Origin of the sequence: Hylemonella gracilis (assembly GCF_004328645.1) — a bacterium.
GTDB classification, from domain to species: domain Bacteria; phylum Pseudomonadota; class Gammaproteobacteria; order Burkholderiales; family Burkholderiaceae_C; genus Hylemonella; species Hylemonella gracilis_B.
The window spans coordinates 3,138,788-3,163,155 of the sequence record NZ_CP031395.1 but is presented as its reverse complement, the minus strand read 5'-3'; the positions used below and the strand labels follow the sequence as shown (position 1 = coordinate 3,163,155).

General features: G+C 63.3%; 28 protein-coding genes. 19 read left to right on the top strand and 9 right to left on the bottom strand.

All coding sequences use genetic code 11. The features are described 5' to 3' along the window. Positions 1-1,350, bottom strand: a complete 1,350-nt coding sequence (locus DW355_RS14850; RefSeq protein WP_242671193.1) for a glycosyltransferase family 4 protein — start codon at positions 1,348-1,350, stop codon at positions 1-3. Here DW355_RS14850 and DW355_RS14845 point away from each other — a divergent pair. Together DW355_RS14845 and DW355_RS14840 are read left to right on the top strand one after the other, a co-directional pair. Further along, entirely contained in the window at positions 1,349-1,606 is a 258-nt protein-coding gene (locus DW355_RS14845; protein ID WP_131281183.1) for a hypothetical protein, read from the top strand. The two genes, DW355_RS14850 and DW355_RS14845, sit on opposite strands and share 2 nt — an antisense overlap. Before the next feature lie 9 nt (positions 1,607-1,615). Beyond that, positions 1,616-2,257 (top strand): hypothetical protein, encoded by a 642-nt coding sequence (locus DW355_RS14840; RefSeq protein WP_131281181.1) that lies wholly within the window; start codon positions 1,616-1,618, stop codon positions 2,255-2,257. Between the two features lie 151 nt (positions 2,258-2,408). Here the strand turns inward: DW355_RS14840 and DW355_RS14835 are convergent, their stop codons facing one another. Further along, positions 2,409-4,091: an aminotransferase class III-fold pyridoxal phosphate-dependent enzyme gene (locus DW355_RS14835; RefSeq protein ID WP_131281179.1), complete on the bottom strand. Its 1,683-nt coding sequence runs from the start codon at positions 4,089-4,091 to the stop codon at positions 2,409-2,411. Between the two features lie 131 nt (positions 4,092-4,222). Here DW355_RS14835 and asd point away from each other — a divergent pair, with 131 nt between their 5' ends. The 13 genes from asd (at position 4,223) to DW355_RS14770 (ending at position 12,815) form a co-directional block, all read left to right on the top strand. Then, the gene (gene asd / locus DW355_RS14830) at positions 4,223-5,101 is read left to right on the top strand and encodes an archaetidylserine decarboxylase (protein ID WP_131281177.1); all 879 of its coding nucleotides are present in this window, start codon (positions 4,223-4,225) and stop codon (positions 5,099-5,101) included. Between the two features lie 304 nt (positions 5,102-5,405). Beyond that, positions 5,406-5,816, top strand: coding sequence for a low affinity iron permease family protein (locus DW355_RS14825; protein ID WP_131281175.1), 411 nt, complete (start codon positions 5,406-5,408; stop codon positions 5,814-5,816). A 407-nt stretch (positions 5,817-6,223) separates the two neighbouring features. Then, on the top strand, positions 6,224-6,967 hold the full coding sequence (locus DW355_RS14820) for an EAL domain-containing protein (protein WP_131281173.1): 744 nt from the start codon (positions 6,224-6,226) through the stop codon (positions 6,965-6,967). Positions 6,968-7,046: 79 nt separating this feature from the next. Beyond that, positions 7,047-7,532, top strand: coding sequence for an arsinothricin resistance N-acetyltransferase ArsN1 family B (locus DW355_RS14815; protein WP_131281171.1), 486 nt, complete (start codon positions 7,047-7,049; stop codon positions 7,530-7,532). Between the two features lie 14 nt (positions 7,533-7,546). Beyond that, the gene (locus DW355_RS14810) at positions 7,547-8,017 is read left to right on the top strand and encodes a group II truncated hemoglobin (RefSeq protein WP_131281169.1); all 471 of its coding nucleotides are present in this window, start codon (positions 7,547-7,549) and stop codon (positions 8,015-8,017) included. Between the two features lie 180 nt (positions 8,018-8,197). Beyond that, positions 8,198-8,671: a chlorite dismutase family protein gene (locus tag DW355_RS14805; RefSeq protein WP_431733180.1), complete on the top strand. Its 474-nt coding sequence runs from the start codon at positions 8,198-8,200 to the stop codon at positions 8,669-8,671. A gap of 99 nt (positions 8,672-8,770) precedes the next feature. Beyond that, complete coding sequence (locus tag DW355_RS14800) at positions 8,771-9,196, top strand: GFA family protein (RefSeq protein ID WP_131281165.1); 426 nt, start codon at positions 8,771-8,773, stop codon at positions 9,194-9,196. A gap of 13 nt (positions 9,197-9,209) precedes the next feature. Further along, positions 9,210-9,689 (top strand): DUF4188 domain-containing protein, encoded by a 480-nt coding sequence (locus DW355_RS14795; protein ID WP_131281163.1) that lies wholly within the window; start codon positions 9,210-9,212, stop codon positions 9,687-9,689. A 36-nt stretch (positions 9,690-9,725) separates the two neighbouring features. Then, the gene (locus DW355_RS14790) at positions 9,726-10,139 is read left to right on the top strand and encodes a VOC family protein (RefSeq protein WP_131281161.1); all 414 of its coding nucleotides are present in this window, start codon (positions 9,726-9,728) and stop codon (positions 10,137-10,139) included. A 712-nt stretch (positions 10,140-10,851) separates the two neighbouring features. Next, positions 10,852-11,238, top strand: a complete 387-nt coding sequence (locus tag DW355_RS14785; RefSeq protein ID WP_131281159.1) for a VOC family protein — start codon at positions 10,852-10,854, stop codon at positions 11,236-11,238. Positions 11,239-11,307: 69 nt separating this feature from the next. Continuing rightward, a complete protein-coding gene (locus DW355_RS14780) occupies positions 11,308-11,703 on the top strand; it encodes a DUF3052 family protein (protein WP_131281157.1) in 396 nt (131 codons plus the stop codon). 42 nt (positions 11,704-11,745) lie between these two features. After that, the gene (locus DW355_RS14775; RefSeq protein WP_131281155.1) at positions 11,746-12,276 is read left to right on the top strand and encodes a Rossmann fold nucleotide-binding protein; all 531 of its coding nucleotides are present in this window, start codon (positions 11,746-11,748) and stop codon (positions 12,274-12,276) included. Between the two features lie 83 nt (positions 12,277-12,359). Further along, positions 12,360-12,815: a nuclear transport factor 2 family protein gene (locus DW355_RS14770; protein ID WP_131281153.1), complete on the top strand. Its 456-nt coding sequence runs from the start codon at positions 12,360-12,362 to the stop codon at positions 12,813-12,815. A 129-nt stretch (positions 12,816-12,944) separates the two neighbouring features. On the opposite strand, the gene DW355_RS14765 is transcribed toward DW355_RS14770, so the two are convergent. The 7 genes from DW355_RS14765 to DW355_RS14735 form a co-directional block, all read right to left on the bottom strand. Beyond that, complete coding sequence (locus tag DW355_RS14765) at positions 12,945-14,255, bottom strand: citrate synthase (protein WP_131281151.1); 1,311 nt, start codon at positions 14,253-14,255, stop codon at positions 12,945-12,947. Positions 14,256-14,273: 18 nt separating this feature from the next. Beyond that, the gene (locus DW355_RS14760) at positions 14,274-14,564 is read right to left on the bottom strand and encodes a succinate dehydrogenase assembly factor 2 (protein ID WP_131281149.1); all 291 of its coding nucleotides are present in this window, start codon (positions 14,562-14,564) and stop codon (positions 14,274-14,276) included. A 39-nt stretch (positions 14,565-14,603) separates the two neighbouring features. Beyond that, entirely contained in the window at positions 14,604-15,308 is a 705-nt protein-coding gene (locus DW355_RS14755) for a succinate dehydrogenase iron-sulfur subunit (RefSeq protein WP_131281147.1), read from the bottom strand. A gap of 32 nt (positions 15,309-15,340) precedes the next feature. Continuing rightward, entirely contained in the window at positions 15,341-17,149 is a 1,809-nt protein-coding gene (sdhA, locus tag DW355_RS14750) for a succinate dehydrogenase flavoprotein subunit (protein ID WP_131281145.1), read from the bottom strand. A 3-nt stretch (positions 17,150-17,152) separates the two neighbouring features. After that, positions 17,153-17,518: a succinate dehydrogenase, hydrophobic membrane anchor protein gene (sdhD, locus tag DW355_RS14745; protein WP_131281143.1), complete on the bottom strand. Its 366-nt coding sequence runs from the start codon at positions 17,516-17,518 to the stop codon at positions 17,153-17,155. Positions 17,519-17,538: 20 nt separating this feature from the next. Next, the gene (gene sdhC / locus DW355_RS14740) at positions 17,539-17,982 is read right to left on the bottom strand and encodes a succinate dehydrogenase, cytochrome b556 subunit (RefSeq protein WP_131281141.1); all 444 of its coding nucleotides are present in this window, start codon (positions 17,980-17,982) and stop codon (positions 17,539-17,541) included. Positions 17,983-18,165: 183 nt separating this feature from the next. Further along, positions 18,166-18,942: a GntR family transcriptional regulator gene (locus DW355_RS14735; RefSeq protein ID WP_131282767.1), complete on the bottom strand. Its 777-nt coding sequence runs from the start codon at positions 18,940-18,942 to the stop codon at positions 18,166-18,168. 309 nt (positions 18,943-19,251) lie between these two features. On the opposite strand from DW355_RS14735, the gene DW355_RS14730 reads away from it, so the two are divergent. The 4 genes from DW355_RS14730 (at position 19,252) to DW355_RS14715 (ending at position 24,313) form a co-directional block, all read left to right on the top strand. Continuing rightward, positions 19,252-20,238: a malate dehydrogenase gene (locus tag DW355_RS14730; protein WP_131281139.1), complete on the top strand. Its 987-nt coding sequence runs from the start codon at positions 19,252-19,254 to the stop codon at positions 20,236-20,238. 34 nt (positions 20,239-20,272) lie between these two features. Further along, a complete protein-coding gene (locus tag DW355_RS14725; RefSeq protein ID WP_131281137.1) occupies positions 20,273-21,277 on the top strand; it encodes an HpcH/HpaI aldolase/citrate lyase family protein in 1,005 nt (334 codons plus the stop codon). Positions 21,278-21,289: 12 nt separating this feature from the next. Further along, positions 21,290-23,881, top strand: a complete 2,592-nt coding sequence (acnB, locus tag DW355_RS14720; protein WP_131281135.1) for a bifunctional aconitate hydratase 2/2-methylisocitrate dehydratase — start codon at positions 21,290-21,292, stop codon at positions 23,879-23,881. Positions 23,882-23,950: 69 nt separating this feature from the next. After that, a complete protein-coding gene (locus DW355_RS14715; protein WP_131281133.1) occupies positions 23,951-24,313 on the top strand; it encodes a DMT family protein in 363 nt (120 codons plus the stop codon). Positions 24,314-24,368: the final 55 nt, after the last annotated feature.

Below are 24,368 nucleotides of genomic sequence, written 5' to 3'. Positions count from 1 at the left end.
TCAGGCTGGTTCGGCCTGGGCTTCAACCGCGGGCGCATCCATGCTGACGCGGAGCGGCTGGATGGCGTTCTTCATCACCGTCTCGACCTGGGCCACGATGCCGCCCCAGCCGCAACGGCGCGCGGTTTCGTGGGCGCGCACGCGCAGGCGCGCGCGCAGGTCGGCATCCCGCGCCAGGTTGACCAGTTGTCGCGTGAAGAGCGTTTCGTCGTCCAGGGGGGCGAGCAGGCCATTGTGGCCGTGCGTGATGTGCTGCGCGGCGGCGGCGTAGTCCAGGGCCAGCACGGCCAGGCCACTGGCCATGGCTTCGAGCACGACGTTGCCGAAGGTCTCGGTGCGGCTGGGGAAGGCGAAGATGTCCGCGCTGGCGTAGCAACGTGCCAGCGCCTCGCCCTGCAGCACGCCGGTGAAAATCACCATCGGCCCGTAGGGCGCCAGTTCGGCTTGCAGTTCCTCGCGTGCCGGCCCGTTGCCGGTGAGCACCAGCAGCAATTCGGGTTGCTGCAAGCGCGCCTGCTTCCAGGCCGAGATCAGCAGCCCCAGGTTCTTCTCGTGCGCGATCCGGCCCACGCAGAGCAGCACGGGCGCGTCGGCCCGCACGCCGGCCTGCTCGCACCATTGCGCGCGCAGTTTGGCGTCGCGCTTGGCGGGGTGCAGCAACTGCGTATCCACGCCGCGCGCGACGACCTGCAGACGTTCGAAGCCACGGGCCTCGAGTTCGCTCGCCAGCTCGCGCGTGGGCACCATGGTGGCCTGGGCCTGGTTGTGGAAGCGCTTGAGGTAGGCCATGATGGGCTTGGCCAGCCAGCCCAGGCGGTAGTGCCCGCTGTAGGCGTGGAAGTTGGTGCGAAAGTCCGAGGTGACGGGGATGCGCAGCTTGCGTGCCACGCGCAGCGCCGACCAGCCCAGCGGCCCCTCGGTCGCGATGTGCACGAGGTCGGGTCGCTGCACCGACCACAGGGCGCGCAATTGCCGCCGCGCCGGGAAACCGATCTGAAGATGCGGGTAGTGGGGGATGGCCATGCCGCGCAGCAGCACGTCCTGCGCTTGCGCCTGCATGTCCGCCTCTTCGCTTGCCGCCACATGCCTGGAGGGCGCGTCGTTGCCGCCCGGCGCGATCGAGGTCTTTTCATGCGTCTGACGCGGGCGCACGAGTTGCACCTGGTGGCCGCGCTCGCGCAGGCCCTGCACCACGCGTTGCAAGGTCATGGCGACGCCGTTGACTTCCGGCGGATAGGTTTCCGTCACCACCGCCAGGCGCAGTTGGGTCTGCGTGGCGGGCAGGTTTTCGATGCAGAGTTCCTGGTACGCCGCATCGGCCATGTCGGAGTCATCGAAGAGGGGCTTCATGCCGACCATCTTGTGCGCGTCACATCTCAGATTGATGACGGTACCGTGGCATCTTCGTGAAACCGGTCGGCGCAACGGCGCGACAAAACAACAGGTCGACCCGGATCGCGCCAGCGTGGTGCGCGGGTGGCGCGCTTGTCATCGTTTTTTCACGTGCAGCGTCGAATATGGCAAGGCTGTTACACCCCGCGGCCTTGTCGTGGATGGCGTCGCGCGGCAGGCCCATCCGCAAGCCGGTTTTGATCATCTTCCCTAGGAGTTTTCCGTGTCTTCATTTCTGCACGATCTCAAGGTTCAGCGCTGGGACGACCACCGCTACTACCACCACAGTCGCATCAACCAGTCGCTGCACTTCATCAGCGCGATCTCCTTCCTGGTGGCTTATGCCTTCCTCATCATCAACCCGCCCGTGGCTGGCCTGATCGGCTGGTTGATTTCCATGGTCACGCGCCAGTCGGGTCACTTCTTCTTCGAGCCGCGTGGTTATGACCACATCAACCAGGTGACGGACGAGTACAAGGAAGAGATCAAGGTGGGCTTCAACATCCAGCGCAAGGTGGTGTTGATGGCCGTGTGGGCGGGGCTGCCCCTGGCGCTGTGGCTGGACCCGGATTTCTTCGGCCTGATGGAACCCCACCAGGACCTGGCGGGTTTTGTCCTCAACGTGGGTTGGCTCTGGCTCTGGCTGGGCGCCTCGGGCCTGCTGGTCCGCGTGCTGCAGCTGTGGCGCAAGCAGAACCTGTACACCGGCATCGTCTGGGCCACCAAGATCCTGACCGATCCCTTCCACGACATCGTCATGTACTGGAAGTCGCCGTATTACCTCTTCGTCAAGCGTCAACTGATCGATCCCGGTCACCACCTGGCGCACGAGGACGAGCACAAGCCGGAATTCGCGCAGGGCTGATGGATGACCCGGGATGCTTCGGCATGCCGGGTTCAACAACAAAAAGGGCGGCAACTTCGGTTGCCGCCCTTTTTTCTCGTCCCTGGCTTGCGGGGTAGGACTAGGATGCTCGATCAGATCTCCATGCCGATCGGTCGAGCACCACCCGCTCTCAGCTCCGTCCGAAAAAACGCGCCAGCGTCTCGCGCAGTACCGTGCGCTTGATGGCCTTGTTGCTCAGCTCGGACAGGTCATCGTTGCCGGATGCATGCCACCAGCCGTCCTGTCGCATCAGCCGTGCGGCCTGCACACAGCGCTCCAGCACGGCGTCGAAATCGGCCCCGCTGTAGTTCAGGCTGAAGATGAAACGACCGGTGCCGATCCAGCTCAGGGCCAGGCCCGCATCGCGCAGGTAGTACTGGTACATCCAGTTGTAGCGCGAGGGGCGGGTGTAGCTCAGTGTCCAGATGCTTTGCAGGTTGGCGGCCTGCACAGGAAGGCCTTCCGCCACCATGCGGGCGTTGAACTGCTCGCGCCGCGCATCCCACACGGCGTCCAAGTCCTGGTAGAGCGCCTGGACGGCGGGTGTTTCCAGCTGGCGCAGGAAAGCGTTCATCGCGCCCATCACATACGGGTGTTCCTTGAAGGTGCCGCGGGCGAAGCAGATGTCAGCGGGTTTGTCCTCGCGGAAGCGTTGCATCAAGGCACGGCTGCCGCAGACCACGCCGACCGGAAAGCCGCCGCCCAAGGTCTTGCCATAGGTGACGAGGTCGGCCTGCACGCCGAAGTATTCCTGCGCGCCGCCGGGCGCAAGGCGAAAACCCAGGAACACCTCGTCAAAGATCAGCACGATGCCGCGCGCCGTACACACCTCGCGCAACTGCCGCAGCCAGGCGGCGTAGGCCTCTTTCTGTTCGGGGCCGTAGCTGGCGCTGCGGCTGCTGTCGAGCAGGGTGGAATCGCCCGGCGCGTTCTTGTTCGGGTGCAGGGCCTGCAGCGGGTTGACCAGCACGCAGGCGATGTCCTTGCGGGTGCGCAAGACCTTCAGCGAGGCCTCGTGCATCTCGCGCAAGGTGTAGGTTTCGCGCGGGGGCAGGGGGTTGCCGGGGCCGGGCTGCACGTCTTCCCACCAGCCATGGTAGGCGCCCGAGAAGCGCACCAGATGCTTCTTGTGCGTGTGGTAGCGCGCCAGGCGCACGGCCTGCATCACGGCCTCGGTGCCGCTCATGTGGAAGGACACGTCGTCCTTGCCGCTGATGCGCTTGAGGCGCTTCACGTTATCAGCCACGCAGGGGTGCAGCATGCCCAGCACCAGGCCCAGGTCCTGGGTGAGCGCCGCGCCCTCAGCCATGCTCTGTTTGTAGAAATCCACGCCCAGTACGTTCACGCCGTAGGAGCCGGTGAGGTCGTAATAACGGTTGCCATCCAGATCGGTGACGGTCACCCCGCTGGCCGACTGCACGAAGGCGCCGCTGGCGATGTGCTCGCGCAGGTAAGGGCTGTACTGGAAGGGCACGCGGTACGCGCCGGTGAAACGCAGGTCGGGAATGCCGTCGCGCATTTCCTTGGTCAGCGCGATGGACTTCGGTGCCTTGGCCTGCAGGCGTCCTGCAAGTGCGTGAAAGCCCGCGCGGCGCTGCTGCACCACGGCCTCCGGCGCACCGTCGCTGTTGAAGAACTGCGCTTCGTCGTAGGCGTAGCCCGGCAGCAGGCGCGCCAGGCGCTTGGCCATGCGCGAGTGGCCGGTGAGCGAGGGGTGCTTGGCGCGCGAGAGTTCCAGCCTGCGCTTGAGCTTGGGCAGGGTCAGAGCGGCCGCGCCCAGCAAGCCGGCCGTCCAGGCAAATTCATCCACCATGGTTGTGTAGTTTCCGTGACTGAAAGGCTCTTTGTAGGCGGGCAATTTGACAGCCGCGTGAAAACCCCGTGACGCGGCGGCTGTCACCCCCGTTTCGTCGTTCTGCAACAAATCCGCCCTAGAGTCGACGCATGAACGTCATCCACCGCCTGCTGCAGCAGGAAAGCCTGAACTTCGTCTTGACCAACCGCCTGCCGCGCGTGGCGCTCACGCGCTTCATGGGGCGCTTCGCCAAGATTCGCAACCCGCTGGTGCGCGTGCCGTCCATCGCCGCCTTCAAGTTCTTCGCCCGCCCCGACCTGGGCGAGGCTAAGCAGCAGAAGTTCGACAGTCTGCGCGATTGTTTCGTGCGCGAACTGAAGCCAGGTGCCCGGACCTTCGACGCGAGCCCGCACCTGGTGTGCAGCCCGAGCGACGGCATCATCGGTGGCCATGGTCGCATCCAGGGCGACGAGCTGCTGCAGATCAAGGGCATGCCCTACAGCCTGACCGAGCTGCTGGGCAACGACGCGGCGGCGGCCCAACTGGCGCAACAGCACCAGGGCGGCAGCTACGTCACCCTGCGCCTGCGCGCCGGCATGTACCACCGCTTTCACGCGCCCACCGATTGCCGGGTGCAGCGCGTCACCCACATTCAGGGCGATGCGTGGAACGTCAACCCCATCGCGCTCAAGCGCGTGAAGTCGCTCTATTGCCGCAACGACCGCGCCGTGATCGAGACCACCTTCCACGATGCCCAGGGACAGGCGCGCTCGCTGACCCTGGTGCCCGTGGGCGCCATCCTCGTGGCCAGCGTGCGCCTGCACTTCCTCGACCTGAACCTGCACCACGGCTACGCCGGGCCGCAGGTGCTGCCCTGTGACGCCGCCCTGCAGCGCGGGCAGGAGATGGGCTGGTTCGAACATGGCTCCACCATCGTGGTGCTGGCGCCGCCGGGGCTGGAATTGGTGGCGGGGCTGACGACGGGGAGCGAGGTGAGGGCGGGGCAGGGGTTGTTGCGGCTGGGCTGAGGCTCAGGGCCTCATCTGGCTCTGCGTGACAGTCTTGCGATCGCTGTGCAGGCTGTGAAGCAGGGCCCCGGAACGGCAGGTAACGCCTCGAGGATCAATAGATTCAGCGCCGATTGCCATGCGGCGCCTTGGCCGGGGTTCGCGGTTTGTGATGCACGCAGGCTTGCGCTATATTGGTCTGAGTTCTTCCGTGAAAACAAGCACTTGGCTTGCTGCAAGGGAGACATGAAGATGAAAATTCGCCCATGTTATTCCGCGCTTTTGCGGTCCCTATCACTTTAGACGTCAGCAGGACCAGCCCATCATGCGCTCTGCCTCTTGGTACTCAAGCCTCGCAAAGAACGCATCCCGCTTCTGCGGGAGGCCTAGGACTTTCTTTTTGGCATTGGCCGTGATCGTCGTTTGGATCATCACAGGCCCAGTCTTCGCGTTCAGTGACACTTGGCAGTTGGTGATAAATACCGGGACCACGATCATTACTTTTTTGATGGTGTTCCTCATTCAGAACACTCAGAATCGCGATACCGAGGCAATTCAAGTGAAGCTCGATGAATTGATTCGTGCGACCAAGGGTGCGCACAACGCCCTGCTCGATCTTGAAGAACTTGAGGAGGAAGCACTCGATTCATTTCGCACTAAATATCAGGCACTCGCCGCAGCTGCGCGGGCACAGTTGATTGCCGGAACGCAAGACACTGGAACCCCAGAGCCGTGAGCGCTGACGCCTAACCCCTCGTACATGGACTCCCCCTCAACGGCAAGAAGCTGAGCGATTGAGGACCAGTGGGTAAAGCGCTTGCAATCGTATATCCGGCATCTGAGGTGGGATCATTGAAGTCCCGTGCCGACATGGCATCTGCGTCACCACAAGACTATCAATACAAGCGGCTGCATAAGAGCCGCAAGAGTTATCGGCGTCTTGCAGCGTGGGTGGAGCCCGGTTCGTCTGACGGTTGATCTGATCTCGCCTCCGCGTCGATGAGCCGGGTATTTTCCCCGAGGGCGTTCACTCCATCGATCGCGAACATCATTCCCTCGCAGTCGATCCCGACTCCCGAGCACAAATCTTAGAATGACCAAAGTAATGAGCAATCAGCTCAAGATAGACATTCGGGAGGATCTGTGACGACGAGCAATGACGATGTCATTTGGGGGATCGAGCAGGGTGAATTTCACGTCGAATACATGCCCATCGTTTCGCTGGCCACGGGCGCGTGTGTCGCTGCGGAAGCTCTGGTTCGTTGGAAGAAGGACGGAAAAACGATTTCGCCAGCGGTTTTCATTCCCGAAATAGAAGGAACTCCTGCGATAGGGGTCCTGACATACTGGCTGGTGGAGCAAGTGGCCTTGGAGTTGGGCGCGTGGCTGAGAGCGCACCGAGACTTTCACCTATCGCTCAATGTTCCCCCTGAGCTGTTTGGCCGCGGTGGGCTGCAGTACGCAGCCCACCATGCCGGTGTCAAAGATCTGTATCCGCAGTTCGTCCTTGAGCTGACCGAGCGCGGCTCACCGGATCATATTTCTCTCGAAGGCTTGCGTTCTGCCCGTCGGCTCGGTCTCGGTATTGCGATCGATGACGTTGAGTCCGGCAACCTGAATCTCTTGCTTCTTGCGCGAACCAAACTGGACTACATCAAAATCGACAAGAGCGTGGTTGACCAAATCTTGAGCGACGGAATGATCGAAGAGACGAAAGAAGAAATCAGACGTGTCGCTGCTGCAGGCCGTCCGGTGATCGTGGCCGAGGGCATAGAGCACGAAGTGCAAGCCAGAACACTCAGAGAGCTTGGCGTCCGGTTGGGTCAGGGCTGGTTCTTCTCAAAATCACTGTCTGTGGATGAGTTCCTGGCGTTCGTTCCCCGATGAATCGCTGCGCGTTTGCGGACCTTGACTGGTTTGAATCGAGGCGGCAGTCTTGACAACGCAGCGATTCGGGAGACCTGATGTGATTCGCCTTGCCCAACCCTCCGACGCCGAAGCCATCGTCGGCATCTACAACCACTACGTCGCCAACACGACCGTCACGTTCGAGGAGCAAGCCGTCTCCGTCGAAGAGATGAGCGCGCGGATCGAGGACATCCTGGCGGCCGGTCTGCCTTGGCTGGTGTTGGAAGAGTCGGGGCAACTGCTGGGCTATGCGTATGCCAGCAAATGGAAAACGCGCTCGGCGTACCGTTACTCGGTGGAAATTTCGGTCTACCTCAAGCACGGCATCCAGGCGCAAGGCCTAGGCAGCCGCTTGTACGAGGCGTTGTTTGCCGCGCTGGTGGAGCGCGACATCCATGCCGCCATGGGCGGCATTGTGTTGCCGAATGAAGCGAGCGTGCGCCTGCACGAGAAGTTCGGGATGAAACAGGTTGCTCGCTTCGAGCAAGTGGGGTACAAGTTCGGCCGGTGGCTGGATGTCGGCTACTGGCAGAAGGTCTTCTGAAAGCAGGCGTGCTGATGCAAACCCCAACCCCTCCCTCCCTCTATGCCTGGCTCGGCGGCATGGACGCGCTGTTGCGCCTGACCACGCGTTTCTACGAGCGTGTTCCCGCCAACCCGACATTGGCGCCGGTGTTCGCCCACATGAACCCCGAGCACGCCCAGCACGTCGCCGCGTTTCTGGCGGAGGTGCTGGGCGGACCAGAGACGTACTCGGCTGACCATGGCGGTCATCCGCACATGATCCGTCAGCACCTGAACCGACACCTCACCCAGGAGCAGCGGCGTGCTTGGCTCGCGCTCTTGCTCGACACCGCCGACGAACTGGGCATGCCCGATGACCCCGAGTTCCGGTCCGCCCTGGTGGGTTACCTGGAGTGGGGTTCCCGCCTCGCGGTGCTGAACTCGCAAGACGGCGCGGAGGTCAACCCCGATGCGCCCATGCCCAAGTGGGGCTGGGGCGAGGTCAAGGGGCCGTATGTGCCTTAGCGTGAGCAGCCGCACGGGGTGCGGTAGCGCGGCCTCAGTCCGGCGGCGAGAGGCCCGTCGCACAACTTCCTTGAATCGAAGCAAGCTTTTCCTGCCATGTCCACTCGATCATTCACATTCGTTGCCGCCAGCACAGGCGAGTGGCTCGTCCGCTCTCAAACGACGGTCTGTGGACCTGCCTTGGATCAGCCGGCCGCCATCAGCGTGTTATCCGGGTTCGAGGTCCCATCGGGTTCGTTATGGACGCTCAGAGGCATCACCAGCAACGTCCGCTATGTGGAGCAGGAGGAGAAGACTGCGCTGCAGGCCAAGCAGGAAGGCCTGGGTCGGCCCGCCGCCACGTTTGCGGCCCTGATCCCGATCCGAAAATCTGCCGCCTGGTGGGAACTCACCCAGGACGAGCGACGCCAGATCTTCGAAGCGCAATCGCAGCACATCGCCATCGGCCTGCGTTATCTGCCTGCCATCGCGCGCAGACTGCATCATTGCCGGGACATATCGGAAGAGGAGCCTTTTGACTTCCTGACTTGGTTCGAGTACGCCCCGGAACACGAAGCACAGTTCGACCACATGCTGCTCGAATTGCGCTCCTCACCCGAGTGGCGTTATGTCTCCCGAGAAGTCGATATCCGTTTGGTCAAGAATGTGGCCTGAGTCCTCTTGGGCGCGCCGCAGTCTCCGCGGGCCGGGCTGGTCTCTCCATCGATATCCACGGCGCAACTGCGCACAACCCTAGAAATGCGGGGAGTTCCCATGAAGCTGTTCACCGGTGCTTGTCTTTGCGGCGAAATTCGCTACGAGGTCAGGGCCGACCCAGGCCCATCCAGGTTCTGCTGGTGCAAGGACTGCCAGCGCATCGCATCGAATGGGACCGTGAACGTCATCTTTCCCAGCGACGCCATCAAGATCACGGGTACGCCGAGCCGCCATGACAAGAAGGCAGACAGCGGCAACACGGTCACCCGACGCTTCTGCGCCACATGCGGCAGCCAGCTTTTTTCCGATTCCAGCGGTCGTCCAGGGCTCACGGTGGTCCGTGTTGGCACCCTGGATGATCCGTCGGCGATCAAGCCGACCACCAACATCTGGGTCGCGAGTGCACCCAGCTGGGCCTGCGTTGATCAATCGCTTGAGCAGTTCGAAGGTCCTCCTGCTTCGCCATCGCCGGTAAAGACGTGACGCCCGACTGACCATGGTTCACAAGGAACGTTTGACTGCGACGCTGGAGGGCGACTTTGTCGTCTTCCTGATCGGGATGCGGATCAACAAACCGTGGTTGATCCACAAATGGTTCCCCGTCGCCCAGGCCATGCCGCGCATGCTCAAGGAACTGAGCCAGCAACCCGATCTGGGCCTGCTGCATGCCGAGATGTGGTTCTCGCGCACCATCGTCCTGGTGCAGTACTGGCGCTCGATGGAGCAGTTGCTGGCCTACGCCAAGAACAAGGAGGCGGCGCATCTGCCCGCCTGGCGAGCCTTCAACAAGGCGATCGGCACCGACGGCTCGGTGGGCATCTGGCACGAGACCTACCAGGCTTCGGCAGGCAGCTATGAAAACGTCTACGTCAACATGCCGCCATTTGGCCTGGGCAAGGCGGGTGTGCTGCAGTCGGCCACGGGCGGAAGACAGTCCGCCTCGGGCCGCCTCCATGGCGGGCGTGAAACGTCCTGACTGTCGTCAATTTTTGATACACCGGAGATATTGCGCATGCTCGATCACATGACTTTTCGCGTCAACGACATCCAGCGCGCGAAGGCGTTCTACAGCGCGGCGCTAGCACCCCTGGGGTACACCGTTTGTTTCGAGGGCAACTACGGATCGAACCTCCTGGGCTTCGCTTACCCAGACCCCTCCGAGCCTGATGGCAAGAAGGCGGACGTGTGGTTCATTGACGGTCCCTCGCCTTATGGCGGTCCGCCCGCGACGACGGGCTGTCACCTGGCTTGGAAAGCCAGCAGCCGCGCGGCGGTGGATGCTTTCTACAAGGCCGCAATCAGCGCTGGCGGTCGGGACAACGGGCCGCCTGGTCTGCGTCCGCACTACCACGCCCACTATTACGGCGCCTTCGTCATTGACCTGGAGGGCAACAATGTCGAGGCCGTCTGCCATCGACCTGAATAGCCGTGCTGGAACGGTTGACTTCCTTTGAACCCGAGTTTCTCACCGGCGGAGGTGGCGAGGGTTTTGTACTGGATCTTGGCAGGTGTCGAATATGTCCATGAAGCGCTGGTTGGAAGAATACGCAAAGCACGCAGCCCTCAATTTCGGGCAGGCGCTGCAAGGCATTCGCTATTTCTACTCACATCCAGACGTGGACCGGCTCGCCCCCAGGGGATCGTCCAAGCACTTTGCACGGTCCCTCGTCATTCGATTCAAGCGGGTCGCGAATGATCTTTTCTTCGCGGCCATTCCCCCCATTGGCACCATACCCCAGAGGAACTCACCGCCATTTGCGGGGTATCTTTCCCGCGCTGGTTTCAATATGGCTATTGCGCTTGGCGATTCACGGACTCCGGGGACCCCAAGAAAAATTTGTCTGGCGTTGATCGGCGCTGGGACCCGCGCTGCAACAGCGGGGGGAGGTAGGCCCAGCTGCGCCGCGCCGATTTTTCTCGTTTTGCGCTTTCGTGATGCGTGCATCCACCGGTTGAGTGGATGTTTGCGGGACGAGTGAATTGCGAGGCAAGAAAGAGCCTGATATAGAAGGACCCGCTGCACGTACCAGGATGGGGAACGTCCTTCCGAGAGCGTCACGCTCTAGGGCTTGCGTTTGCTGTTTGGAATCCAGCGCAGCGACAGGAAGCTGAAACATCGAACAACTTTGGAGTAGCTGGTGAAAAGAGTCACAGGCGTAGGCGGCATCTTCTTTGCCGCCAGAGATCCGAAGGCACTGCGTGCCTGGTACAAGAAGCATCTGGACATTGATGTCCAAGACTGGGGCGGTGCCGCCTTCACTTGGACAGACCCGGATGGCAACCCTAGCAAGGGAACAACAACCTGGGCGATCAGTGCAGAGGATGAGCATCCTTTCGCTCCCAGCCGTTCCACGTTCATGGTCAACTACCGCGTCGAAGATCTCGCGGCCTTGCTGCAACTACTGCGCGAAGAAGGCTGCAATGTCATTGGGAAGACCGATGATTCTGAATATGGAAAGTTCGGATGGGTGATGGACCCGGAGGGCAATAAAGTCGAACTTTGGCAGCCCCCTGCGGGACAGTGAATTCATGTGTCAGCGATAAGACCAGACTGTCTAGGAGCCACCATGCCTGCTGGTTACTCAGGAACTCCCTTGCCCAAAAAACTGGGTATCACCGAGGCGACACTCCTCGTCGTTCTCAACGGGCCGAGCGACTATGCTGCCATCGTGGGTGAGCTGCCTGCCGGTGTGCGCGTGAATGCCAAACTCGGCGCCGGAACGAACCTGGTTCACCTCTTCGTGACCGAGCGCGAGGTGCTGGCGTCTGAGTTGGCGCGCTTGCGCAAGGCGCTGCACCCGGACGCGGTGGTCTGGGTGTCGTGGCCCAAGAAGTCCGCCAAGGTGCCGACCACGGTCACCGAAGACACCATCCGCGAACTGGCCTTGCCGCTGGGCTGGGTCGATGTGAAGGTTTGCGCGGTCACGGAGGTCTGGTCCGGCCTGAAGTTGGTCGTGCGCAAGGAGCTGCGGTCCAAGGGGCCGGCCTGATTGGATGGGGCGCCGAAACTGAAAACGAGGAACGTCATCACCATGTCCCGTGCATCTGCATCTGTCCGTAAACCCCAGGTCTGTGTACTCGGCAGCGCCGAGCCGGGTTCCACCGCCTACGAGTTGGCGGGCCGGGCCGGTGCACTGCTGGCCCGGCACGGCATCACTCTGGTCAGCGGGTGCGGTAGCCCCGCGACCCGGGTCGCGGCGGAGCGGGCCATCGCCGAAGGGGGGCTGGTGCTCAGCATCGTGCCGCCCGATGAAATGCCCCCTGCAGACTGGCCCGCGACGGTGGTGGTGCCCTGCGGCATGGGTGACGCGCGCAACCTGCTGATGGCCTTGTCGGGAGACGCCTGTCTGGTCATCGGCGGGCGCGCCGGCACGATTTCGGAGGTCTGCCTGGCCTGGCTGCACAAGCGCCCGCTCTTGCCCTTGGTGGGCTGCGGCGGGTGGTCCGATACGCTGCCATCCCATCCTCCTGACGAACGCAAGAACTCGCCCATCCTGCCCTGGAGCGGCATGGCAGAGTTGGAGCACCAACTTCGTCAACTGCAGATCATTCGACCGACTTGACAAATGACGAGCGGCCTTGTCAGGCTGTGAACAATCCCTGGATCGATCTCCTGCCACCCATCACTGTGAAGGACGAATTGCCCATGAACACGCAAGAGAACAAGGTCGTCGCTTTCAGATTCTTCGAGCGCTTCACGGCCAGTGATCTCGAAGGCGCCCTGGACACGATGGCCGATGACGCGACATGGTGGATACCCGGGAAAAAGGAACGGTCGCCCTCTGCTGGCCTGTACCCCAAGGACAAGATTGGCCGCCTCTTTCATCGCATGGTCAATGCGCTGGAGAACGGTTTGAAAATGACGGTGGTGTCCTGCATCGCCGAAGGCGATCATGTCGCCCTTGAGGTCGTCTCCGAGGGCGACTTGAAGAATGGACGCCAGTATCGGCAGGAGTACCACATGCTTCTGAAGTTCCGAGACGGCAAGATCGTATCGGTCCGAGAGTACCTGGATACCCAGCACGCCAACGATGTCTGGGCCGCACCGCTCATCGAGCAAGAGCTGGAAAAAGCACGCACTGCATCACAAGGCGGTGCCTGATTCATCACCCGCTCAGGCCGCCAAAGGGCGGGTGAGTCGCTATCGAAATGAAAAAAGGCCCGCCGAGTTTCGACGGGCCTTTTTTTGCTGCTCGCACCAGCAGCTGCGGGTCGTTTGCCGTGTGACCGATCAGCGCTTGCTGATGTGCGGCACGTCGCGGCGTTCCGAGCCGGTGTAGAGCTGGCGCGGACGGCCAATCTTGTACTCGGGGTCGCCGATCATTTCGTTCAGCTGGGCGATCCAGCCGACCGTGCGGGCCAGCGCGAAGATGCCGGTGAACAGGTTGACCGGGATGCCGATGGCGCGCTGCACGATGCCGGAGTAGAAGTCCACGTTCGGGTAGAGCTTGCGCGAGACGAAGTAGTCGTCTTCCAGGGCGATCTTTTCCAGTTCCTTGGCCAGGGCGAACAGCGGGTCCTTTTCCAGACCCAGCTCGGTCAGCACTTCATTGCAGGTCTGCTGCATCAGCTTGGCGCGCGGGTCGTAGTTTTTGTAGACACGGTGACCGAAGCCCATCAGCTTGACACTGGAGTTCTTGTCCTTGACCTGCTTGATGAACTCGCCGATCTTGGCCACGCCACCTTGCTTCTGGATGTCGTACAGCATGTTCAGCGCGGCTTCGTTGGCGCCGCCGTGGGCCGGACCCCAGAGGCAGGCCACGCCCGCGGCGATTGCCGCGAAGGGGTTGGTGCCGGAGGAGCCGCACAGGCGCACGGTGGAGGTGGAGGCGTTCTGCTCGTGGTCGGCGTGCAGGATGAAGATGCGGTCCAGCGCTTTTTCAATCACCGGGTTGACCTTGTAGTCCTCGCAGGGCGTGGCGAACATCATGCGCAGGAAGTTGCCCGAGTAGCTCAGGTCGTTCTGCGGGTACATGTAAGGCTGGCCGATGCCGTACTTGTAGGCCATGGCGACCAGCGTGGGCAGCTTGGCGATCAGGCGGATGGCCGAGATCTCGCGGTGTTCCGGGTTGTTGATGTCCGTGCTGTCGTGGTAGAAGGCCGAGAGCGCGCCGATCAGGCCGGTCAGGATGGCCATGGGGTGGGCATCACGGCGGAAACCGCGCAGGAAGAACTGCATCTGCTCGTTCACCATGGTGTGGTGCGTCACCAGTTCGGTGAAGTCCTTCTTCTCGGTGGCGTTGGGCAGATTGCCCTTGAGCAGCAGGTAGCAGGTCTCGAGGAAGTCGCAGTTCACCGCGAGCTGCTCGATGGGGTAGCCGCGGTACAGCAGTTCACCCTTGTCGCCGTCGATGTAGGTGATGGCGGATTGCGTGGCCGCGGTCGACAGGAAACCCGGGTCATAGGTGAACATGCCGGTCTGGCCGTACAGCTTGCGGATGTCGATCACGTCCGGGCCGATGTTGCCCGAGTAGACGGGCAGCTCAATGGCGGGCTTGCCGTTGCTGAACGACAGGGTGGCTTTGTTGTCTGCAAGTTTCATATCTTGACCTTTCTCTCATCAAGCTGGGGTTCTCAACATCTTCAGCACTTCGCGCACTTCGTCACGATCCATCTCGGGGGCTACCTGCGCCAGGGGCTTGCGGCCCAGGTTCAGGTCGAGCAGGTCGTTGTCGCTCAGCTCCATCAAGGCGGCCAGGCCCGAGGCCTGGCGCACCGTCAGGGATGCTTCATGCTGCTGGAAGAAACGCTCGATGAACAGATCGTTTTCCAGCAGGCCCCGGCGGCAGCGCCACTTGAGCTTGCTCAGACTGCGTTCATCAATGAGGTTTTCTTCCGGCGTCACGGTCATCCTGACTTTCTTGCGTGGGGTCTCTCGGGTCCTGGACCGTCAGACCGCGCGCGCGACCATCATTTCCTTGATCTTGCCGATGGCCTTGGTGGGGTTCAAACCCTTGGGGCAGACATCGACGCAATTCATGATGGTGTGGCAGCGGAACAGACGGTAGGGGTCTTCCAGATTGTCCAGTCGTTCGGCTGTGGCCTGGTCGCGGCTGTCCGCGATGAAGCGGTAGGCTTGCAGCAGGCCGGCGGGGCCGACGAACTTGTCCGGGTTCCACCAGAAGCTGGGGCAACTGGTCGAGCAGCTCGCGCACAGGATGCACTCGTACAGGCCGTTCAGTTCCTCGCGTTCCTCGGGCGACTGCAGGCGCTCCTTTTCGGGCGGCACTTCGTCGTTGACCAGGTAGGGCTTGATGCTGTGGTACTGCGTGAAGAACTGCGTCATGTCGACGATCAGGTCGCGCACCACCGGCAGTCCGGGCAGGGGCTTGAGCACGATGGTGCCCTTGAGCGTTTTCAGATTGGTCAGGCAGGCCAGGCCGTTCTTGCCGTTGATGTTCATCGCGTCCGAGCCACAGACGCCTTCACGGCAGGAGCGGCGGAAAGACAGCGACGGGTCCACGGCCTTGAGCTTGACCAGGGCGTCCAGCAGCATGCGTTCATTGCCTTCGAGTTCAACCTCGATGGTCTGCATGTAGGGCTTGGCGTCCTTGTCCGGGTCGTAGCGGTAGATGCTGAAAGTACGTTTTTCCATGATGTAAGTCCTTTTGTGCCCTTGCGTTCCGCTCAGAACGTGCGCACCTTGGGCGGCACGGAATCCACCGTCAGTGGCTTGAGGTTGACGGCCTTGTAGGTCAGGCTGTTGCTCGCGCTGTGCCACAGGGTGTGTTTCATCCAGTTCGCGTCGTCGCGGCCCAGCGGCGCCGTGGCGTGATCGGCCGGATGTTCATAGTCCTTGACCGTGTGCGCGCCGCGGCATTCCTTACGGGCGGCGGCGGAAGTCATGGTGGCCTGGGCGCACTCGATCAGGTTCTCGACTTCCAGCGCCTCGATGCGCGCCATGTTGAAGACCTTGGAGGTGTCCTTCAGGCCGATGCCGCCCACGCGCTCACGGATGGCGTTGATCTTGCGCACGCCTTCGTCCATGCTGGCCTGGGTGCGGAACACGCCCGCATGCTGCTGCATGGTGGCGCGGATGTCGTTGGCCACGGTCTGACAGTACTCGCCCTTGGCGTCGGCGTCCAGGCGGTTCAGGCGTGCCAGCGAACGGTCGGCCGCATCCTTGGGCAGTTCCTTGTGGGACTTGGTGCGCGAGGCGAACTCGACGATGTGGTTGCCCGCGGACTTGCCGAAGACCAGCAGGTCAAGCAGCGAGTTGGTGCCCAGGCGGTTGGCGCCGTGCACCGACACGCAGGAGCATTCGCCCACGGCGTAAAGGCCGTTGACGATCTCGCGGTCGTTGCCGTTCTGCTGCACGACGACCTGGCCGTTGATGTTGGTCGGAATGCCGCCCATCTGGTAGTGGATGGTGGGCACGACCGGAATGGGTTCCTTGGTGATGTCCACGTTGGCGAAGTTCACGCCGATCTCGTAGACCGAGGGCAGGCGCTTGTGGATGGTCTCGGCGCCCAGGTGGTCGAGCTTGAGCAGCACATAGTCACCGTTGGGGCCGCAGCCGCGGCCTTCCTTGATTTCCTGGTCCATGGAGCGGGACACGAAGTCGCGCGGGGCCAGATCCTTCAAGGTGGGCGCGTAGCGCTCCATGAAGCGCTCGCCCTTGTTGTTCAGCAGAATGGCGCCTTCGCCGCGGCAGCCTTCGGTCAGCAGCACGCCCGCGCCGGCCACGCCGGTGGGGTGGAACTGCCAGAACTCCATGTCCTGCAGCGGGATGCCCGAGCGCGCGGCCATGCCCAGGCCGTCACCGGTGTTGATGAAGGCGTTCGTGGACGCGGCGAAGATGCGGCCCGCGCCGCCGGTGGCCAGCAGCACGGTCTTGGCCTGCAGGATGTGCAGGTCGCCGGTTTCCATCTCGAGCGCGGTCACGCCCACCACGTCGCCTTCGGCGTCGCGGATCAGGTCCAGCGCCATCCATTCGACGAAGAACTGGGTCTTGGCCGAGACGTTCTGCTGGTACAGCGTGTGCAGCATGGCGTGGCCGGTGCGGTCGGCCGCGGCGCAGGCGCGTTGCACGGGCTTTTCGCCGTAGTTGGCGGTGTGGCCACCAAAGGGGCGTTGGTAGATGGTGCCGTCCGGGTTGCGATCGAAGGGCATGCCGAAGTGTTCCAGCTCGTACACGACCTTCGGGGCTTCGCGGCACATGTACTCGATGGCGTCCTGGTCGCCGAGCCAGTCGGAACCCTTGACGGTGTCGTAGAAGTGGTAGTGCCAGTTGTCCTCGGACATGTTGCCGAGCGAGGCACCGATGCCGCCCTGCGCCGCCACGGTGTGGCTGCGGGTGGGAAAAACCTTGGACAGCACGGCGACGTTCAGGCCCGCGCGCGCCAGCTGCAGCGAGGCGCGCATGCCGGAGCCGCCGGCGCCGACGATGACGACGTCGAACTTGCGCTTGGTGATGGACGAAGAGGAATAAGACATGACTCAGAGGCTCCAGAGAACTTGGAGGGCCCAACCGGCGCAGCCGGCCAGCCAGACGATGGTGAAGACCTGCAGCGACAGCCGCAGCCAGACGGGCTTGACGTAATCCATCCAGATGTCGCGCATGCCGACCCAGACGTGCCAGACCAGCGCGATGACGACGGCGAAGGTGAAGACCTTCATCCATTGCGGGGCGAAGACGGCCGCCCAGCTCTCGTAGCCCAGCGGGCCGCTGGTGAACAGCACGCGCGCCAGCAGCAGCAGGGTGAAGAGGGCCATGATGACGGCGGTGGCGCGCTGGGCGATCCAGTCACGCACGCCGTAGTGCGCGCCCACGACAAGGCGCTTGGAGCCGTAATTGACGGACATGGTGTGTGCTCCTTCTTGACTCAGTAGAGGCCGAACAGCTTGGCGCCCAGCACGACAGTCAGCGCGATGGACAGGACCAGCGTGACGACGGCGGACTTGCGACCGAACTCCTTGGAGACGGCGTGCGTCGCGTCCATCCAGAGGTGGCGCAGGCCAGCGATGATGTGGTGCAGGTAGGCCCAGATCAGGCCCAGCGTGGCCAGCTTGACGAACCAGCCCGGCACGAAGCCGATGCCGGCGCTGAAGGCAGCCGTGAAGCGCTCATAGGAGAGTTCGGAGGTGGTGGCGGTGTCGAACAGCCAGATCACGAAAGGCAGCAGCAGGAACATCAGCGCGCCGCTGACGCGGTGCAGGATGGAGACCCAGCCCGCCGCAGGGAGGCGGTAGCTGGGAAGGTCTTTGAGGGCGTTGATGTTGCGGAACTCGGGCCGCTGGGCCCGCGTGGGAGTGGCAAGCTCGGACATGGTGTGTCTCTCTTGTTGAAAAGAAAAATTCGCTCCGCGATGCACGGCGGGCGGCAAGGGGAGCGAGGTCGCCGGATTCTAGGTCAATGCAGGGTGAGTCTGCATTCCCGAGTGATTCATTTCGTGCTGGTCGGTGCGTGAAGGCATTTCTGCATGGGGGTATTTCAGTTGCGGGCGTGTCGCTCAGTTGAGGACGTTGCGGTAATGGTGCATGTCGGTCAGGTACAGGCCACGGCGCAGTTCCATCGGGACATCGTTGTAGGTGTAGGCGATGCGTTCCACGCTCAGCAGCGGCGTCGAGCGGCTGATCTTGAGCAGCGCGCCTTGCGCCGCGTCCGGGAGCACGGCGCGGATTTTTTCCTCGGCCCGCACCATGCGCACGCCAAATTCGGTTTCGAACAAGGCGTACATGGGACCGAGGTTGTCGCGCAGGCGTTCGGCCGTCAGGCCCTTGAAAGGCGCACCCGGCAGCCACAGGTCTTCCAGGATGGTGGGGCGGCCCGCGAAAGACAACACCCGGCGCACCTGCAGCACACCATCGCCCGCGCGCAATTCGAGCGCGCGCGCGATTTCGGCGCTGGCGCGCACGCGCTTGCAGTCGATGACGTGGCGCTCAGCGGGCGTGGCCTGGCGCGGCTCACCCGCGTCGAAGGCGTCGGGCATCAGGCGCAGGAAGCGGTATTGCACCTGCTGCTCGGCATGCGTGGCGACGAAGGTGCCCTTGCCCTGGCGGCGCAGCAGCAGGTTGTCCGCGGCCAGTTCATCAATGGCCTTGCGGACCGTGCCCTGGCTGACGCGGTAGCGCGCGGCCAGGTCGAGTTCGCTGGGGATGGCCTCGCCCGGCTTCCATTCGCCTGACTGCAGGCTTTGCAGGATGAGCCCCTTGATCTGCTGGTACAGCGGACTGAACGCGGGTGCCAGCGCGGAAGGCGCAGGAGGCATGGCCGGCGTCGTGGTCATGCCGTCCGCGGCGTCACCGGCGCTGGGGGGCGTTGGGGAGCTCATGGCAGTGGCGGGGCAGATGGGCAGGCAAGGGGAGCAAGGTCAACGCAGCCCGGAATGAGGATGCGCAATGGACTCGACGGCGGACTTGAATGGCCTCAATCATATCTTATATAAGACATAAGACAAATTGAAACAGCCCGGTTTTCGGGCTACACTTCCAAATGCTTCCCGGCGGTGCCACGCCTGCTTCTTTGCGGCAGAGTCACGCGGCGCCACGGCTGTTCCCGCGTTCAACTTCTTCAACAAAATCCTGGAGTTCCTGCCATGAGCAAAAAGCCCGTTCGCGTCGCCGTCACCGGCGCCGCCGGTCAAATCGGTTACGCCCTGCTGTTTCGCATCGCCTCGGGCGAAATGCTGGGCAAGGACCAACCCGTCATCCTGCAATTGCTCGAAATCCCCGACGAGAAGGCCCAGAAGGCCCTCAAGGGCGTGATCATGGAACTGGAAGACTGCGCCTTCCCGCTGCTGGCCGGCGTGATCCCCACGGGGGACCCGCTGGTGGCCTTCAAGGACGTCGACTACGCCCTGCTCGTGGGTGCCCGCCCGCGCGGCCCCGGCATGGAGCGCGCCGACCTGCTGGCCGCCAATGCCCAGATCTTCACCGCACAGGGAAAGGCCCTGGACCAGGTGGCTTCGCGCAACGTGAAGGTGCTGGTGGTCGGCAACCCGGCCAACACCAATGCCTACATCGCCATGAAGAGCGCGCCCAGCCTGCCGCGCGAGAACTTCACCGCCATGCTGCGCCTGGATCACAACCGCGCCGCCAGCCAGATCGCCGCCAAGACCGGTGGCAAGGTCGGCGAGATCGAGAAGCTCACTGTCTGGGGCAACCACTCGCCCACGATGTACGCCGACTACCGCTTCGCCACCATCGGCGGCAAGAGCGTCAAGGACGCGATCAATGACCAGGTCTGGAACGAAACTGTCTTCCTGCCCACCGTGGGCAAGCGCGGCGCGGCCATCATCGACGCGCGCGGCCTGTCGTCCGCCGCTTCCGCCGCCAACGCCGCCATCGACCACATGCGCGATTGGGCCCTGGGCTCCAATGGCAAGTGGGTCACCATGGGCGTGCCTTCCAACGGCGAATACGGCATCCCGAAGGACGTGATCTTCGGCTTCCCGGTCACGACCGAAGGCGGCAAGTACAAGATTGTCGAAGGCCTGGCCATCGACGAGTTCAGCAAGAAGTGCATCGACAAGACCCTGGCCGAGCTGCAAGGCGAGCAGGACGGCGTCAAGCACCTGCTGTGAGCCTGCGCGCCTGACGCATCTTTCAAGCCCGTCCATGCTCCATCCGCGTGATGTTCTCCTCGGTGCCCAGGCCGCCACCGGTTTTTTGCCGGTGTGCGACCACTATTGCGGCGTCGAGGCGCGCATGCGCAAGAGCCTGGCCTTGCAGGCCGAGTTGGCCGAGGAGTTTGGCGCCTGCGTCTTTGACGTGACGCTGGACTGCGAGGACGGCGCGCCCGCGGGCGGCGAGGCGGAGCACGCCGCGCTGGTGGCGGACCTCGCCCTCGGTGCCGCGCCTGCGGCCCGGGTCGCGGCCCGCGTGCATCCGGTGGACCATCCTGCCTTCGCGTCCGATGTGCGGACCATCGTGGGCCGGGCGGGCGCCCGGCTGCGCCACCTGATGATTCCCAAGGTGGAATCGGTGGCCGACGTGGCGCGCGCCGTCGCCGCCGTGGACGCGGCCGGGGGCCAGCGCCTGCCCTTGCATGGCTTGATCGAGTCGCCACTTGCGGTGCGCAACGCCTTCGAGATCGCCGCGCATCCGCGCGTGCAATCCCTCAGCTTCGGCCTCATGGATTTCGTGTCGGCCCATGGCGGCGCGATTCCGGACAGCGCCATGACGGTGCAAGGCCAGTTTGAGCATCCCCTGGTCCTGCGTGCCAAGCTGGAAATCGCCGCGGCCTGCCATGCCCATGGCAAGACACCGTCGCATTGCGTGGTGACGGAGTTCAAGGACGCCGCCGCCCTCCAGGGCGCCGCGCGGCGCGCGGCCCGGGAGCTGGGCTACACGCGCATGTGGAGCATCCATCCGGACCAGGTCCGACCCATCCTGCTGGCGTTCGCGCCGGAGCAGCAAGACATCGAACGGGCCGCCGCCCTCATCGAGGCGGCTGAAAAGGCGCAATGGGCGCCCATCAGCCACCAGGGCGTATTGCACGACCGCGCCAGCTACCGCTACTACTGGCAGGTGCTGGAGCGTGCCTTCCGCACGGGCAAGGCCCTGCCCGCGAGCGTGCAAAGCCATTTCATTCACCATCAACCAGACCCTGAACTCATCTGACAGGAGCACACCATGTTGCAAGCCTACCGCGCCCATGTCGCTGAACGCGCCGCGCTCGGCATCCCGCCGCTGCCGCTGACCGCCAAGCAGGTCGCCGAACTGATCGAGCTGATCAAGACCCCCCCGGCCGGCGAAGACGCCTTCCTGCTGGACCTGCTGACCCACCGCGTGCCCCCGGGCGTGGACGATGCGGCCAAGGTCAAGGCCAGCTTCCTGGCGGCCGTGGCGCATGGCGACATCAAGGTCGGCCTGATCTCCAAGGCCAAGGCCACCGAGCTGCTGGGCACCATGGTGGGTGGCTACAACGTGCACCCGCTGATCGAACTGCTGGACGACGCCGAAGTGGCCGGTGTCGCCGCCGAGGGCCTGAAAAAGACCCTGCTGATGTTCGACTTCTTCAACGATGTCGCGACCAAGGCCAAGGCCGGCAACGCCAAGGCCAAGGAAGTGATCAAGAGCTGGGCTGATGCCGAGTGGTTCACCTCGCGTCCCGAGGTCGAGAAGAAGATCACCATCACCGTCTTCAAGGTGCCGGGCGAGACCAACACCGACGACCTGTCGCCCGCGCCCGATGCCTGGAGCCGCCCCGACATCCCGCTGCACTACCTGGCCATGCTGAAGAACACGCGCCCGGACGCGGCCTTCAAGCCCGAGGAAGATGGCAAGCGCGGCCCGATGCAGTTCATCGAAGACCTGAAGAAGAAGGGCCACCTGGTCGCCTACGTGGGCGACGTGGTCGGTACCGGGTCCAGCCGCAAATCGGCCACCAATTCGGTGATCTGGGCCACGGGTCAGGACATTCCCTTCGTGCCGAACAAGCGTTTCGGCGGCGTCACGCTGGGCGGCAAGATCGCCCCCATCTTCTTCAACACGCAAGAAGACTCGGGTTCGCTGCCGATCGAAGTCGATGTGTCCAAGCTGGAAATGGGTGACGTCGTGGACGTGCTGCCCTATGACGGCAAGATCGTGAAGAACGGCCAGACCCTCGTCGAGTTCAAGCTCAAGAACGATGTGCTGTTCGACGAAGTGCGCGCCGGCGGCCGCATCAACCTGATCATCGGCCGCTCGCTGACGGCCAAGGCGCGTGAGTTCCTGGGCCTGCCCGCGTCGACCCTGTTCCGCCTGCCGCAACCGCCCGTCGCGACAAAGGCCGGGTTCACGCTGGCGCAGAAGATGGTCGGCCGCGCGGTCGGTCTGCCGGAAGGCCAGGGCGTGCGCCCGGGCACCTACTGCGAACCCAAGATGACCACGGTCGGCTCGCAAGACACCACTGGCCCCATGACCCGCGACGAGCTGAAAGACCTGGCCTGTCTGGGCTTCAGCGCCGACATGGTGATGCAGTCCTTCTGCCACACGGCGGCCTACCCCAAGCCGGTGGACGTGAAGACGCACCGCGAACTGCCGGCCTTCATCAGCAACCGGGGCGGCGTCTCGCTGCGCCCGGGCGATGGCGTGATCCACTCCTGGCTCAACCGCCTGCTGCTGCCCGACACCGTGGGCACGGGCGGCGACAGCCACACCCGTTTCCCGATCGGCATTTCCTTCCCTGCGGGCTCCGGCCTGGTGGCCTTCGCGGCCGCTACCGGCGTGATGCCGCTGGACATGCCCGAATCCGTGCTGGTGCGCTTCAAGGGCCAGATGCAGCCGGGCGTGACCCTGCGTGACCTGGTGCACGCCATCCCGCTCTACGCGATCAAGGCCGGTCTGCTGACCGTGGCCAAGGCCGGCAAGAAGAACATCTTCTCGGGTCGCATCCTGGAAATCGAGGGCTTGCCCGAGCTGAAGGTGGAACAGGCGTTTGAACTGTCCGACGCCTCGGCCGAGCGCTCGGCTGCGGGCTGCACGATCAAGCTGAACCCCGAACCGATCAAGGAATACCTCACCAGCAACGTGGTGCTGATGAAGAACATGATCGCCGAGGGCTACGCCGACACCAAGACCCTGCAGCGTCGCATCGAGAAGGTCGAGGCCTGGCTGGCCAAGCCCGATCTGCTCGAAGCCGACAAGAACGCCGAGTACGCGGCTGTGATCGAGATCGACCTGGCCGACATCACCGAGCCCATCGTCTGCTGCCCCAACGACCCGGACGACGCCAAGTTCCTGTCCGACGTGGCGGGCACGAAGATTGACGAAGCCTTCATCGGCTCGTGCATGACCAACATCGGCCACTTCCGCGCCGCAGCCAAGCTGCTGGGCGGCCAGCGCGACATCCCGGTCAAGCTGTGGATCGCGCCGCCGACCAAGATGGACCAGAACGAGCTGATCAAGGAAGGCCATTACGCCGCCTTCGGTACGGCCGGCGCGCGTACCGAGATGCCCGGCTGCTCGTTGTGCATGGGCAACCAGGCGCAAGTGCGTGAAGGCGCGACGGTCATTTCCACATCGACCCGCAACTTCCCGAACCGCCTGGGCAAGAACACCAATGTGTACCTGGGCTCGGCCGAGCTGTCCGCCATCGCCTCCCGCCTGGGCCGTTTGCCGACCAAGGCGGAGTACCTGAAGGAAATGGGCATCATCGACGCCGACAAGGCCAGCGTCTACCGCTACATGAACTTCGACCAGATCGAGGAGTACAAGGAAGTGGCGGAGAAGGCTGCGGCCTGAATCCGCCGATCCGGAATGGCCCCGAGGTGTTGAGCCCCGGGGCCTTTTTCATGTTCCACTCGAACGACCATGCTTCAATCCCTGCCTTTATCTCTGCAGACAATCCTCTTGCTGATCGCCAGCAATGTCTTCATGACCTTCGCCTGGTACGGCCACCTCAAGAACCTGGCCACCGCACCCTGGTACACCGCGGCTTTCGTCAGCTGGGGCATTGCCCTGGCCGAATACCTGCTGCAGGTGCCGGCCAACCGCATCGGTTTTCAGCAGGCGGGGTTCACCGTCGGGCAGCTCAAGATCATCCAGGAAGTCGTCACTCTCAGCGTCTTCGTGCCTTTCGCGGTGTTCTATCTGCGCGAGCCCTTCAAGCTGGATTACCTTTGGGCAGCGCTGTGCATGGTGGGCGCGGTGTATTTCATATTCCGAAGCGCTTGAGGCGGGCGTGCTGGCTCGTGTCGCCTGGCGGGTGCAAGGGGTGGCCAGGTCGCGC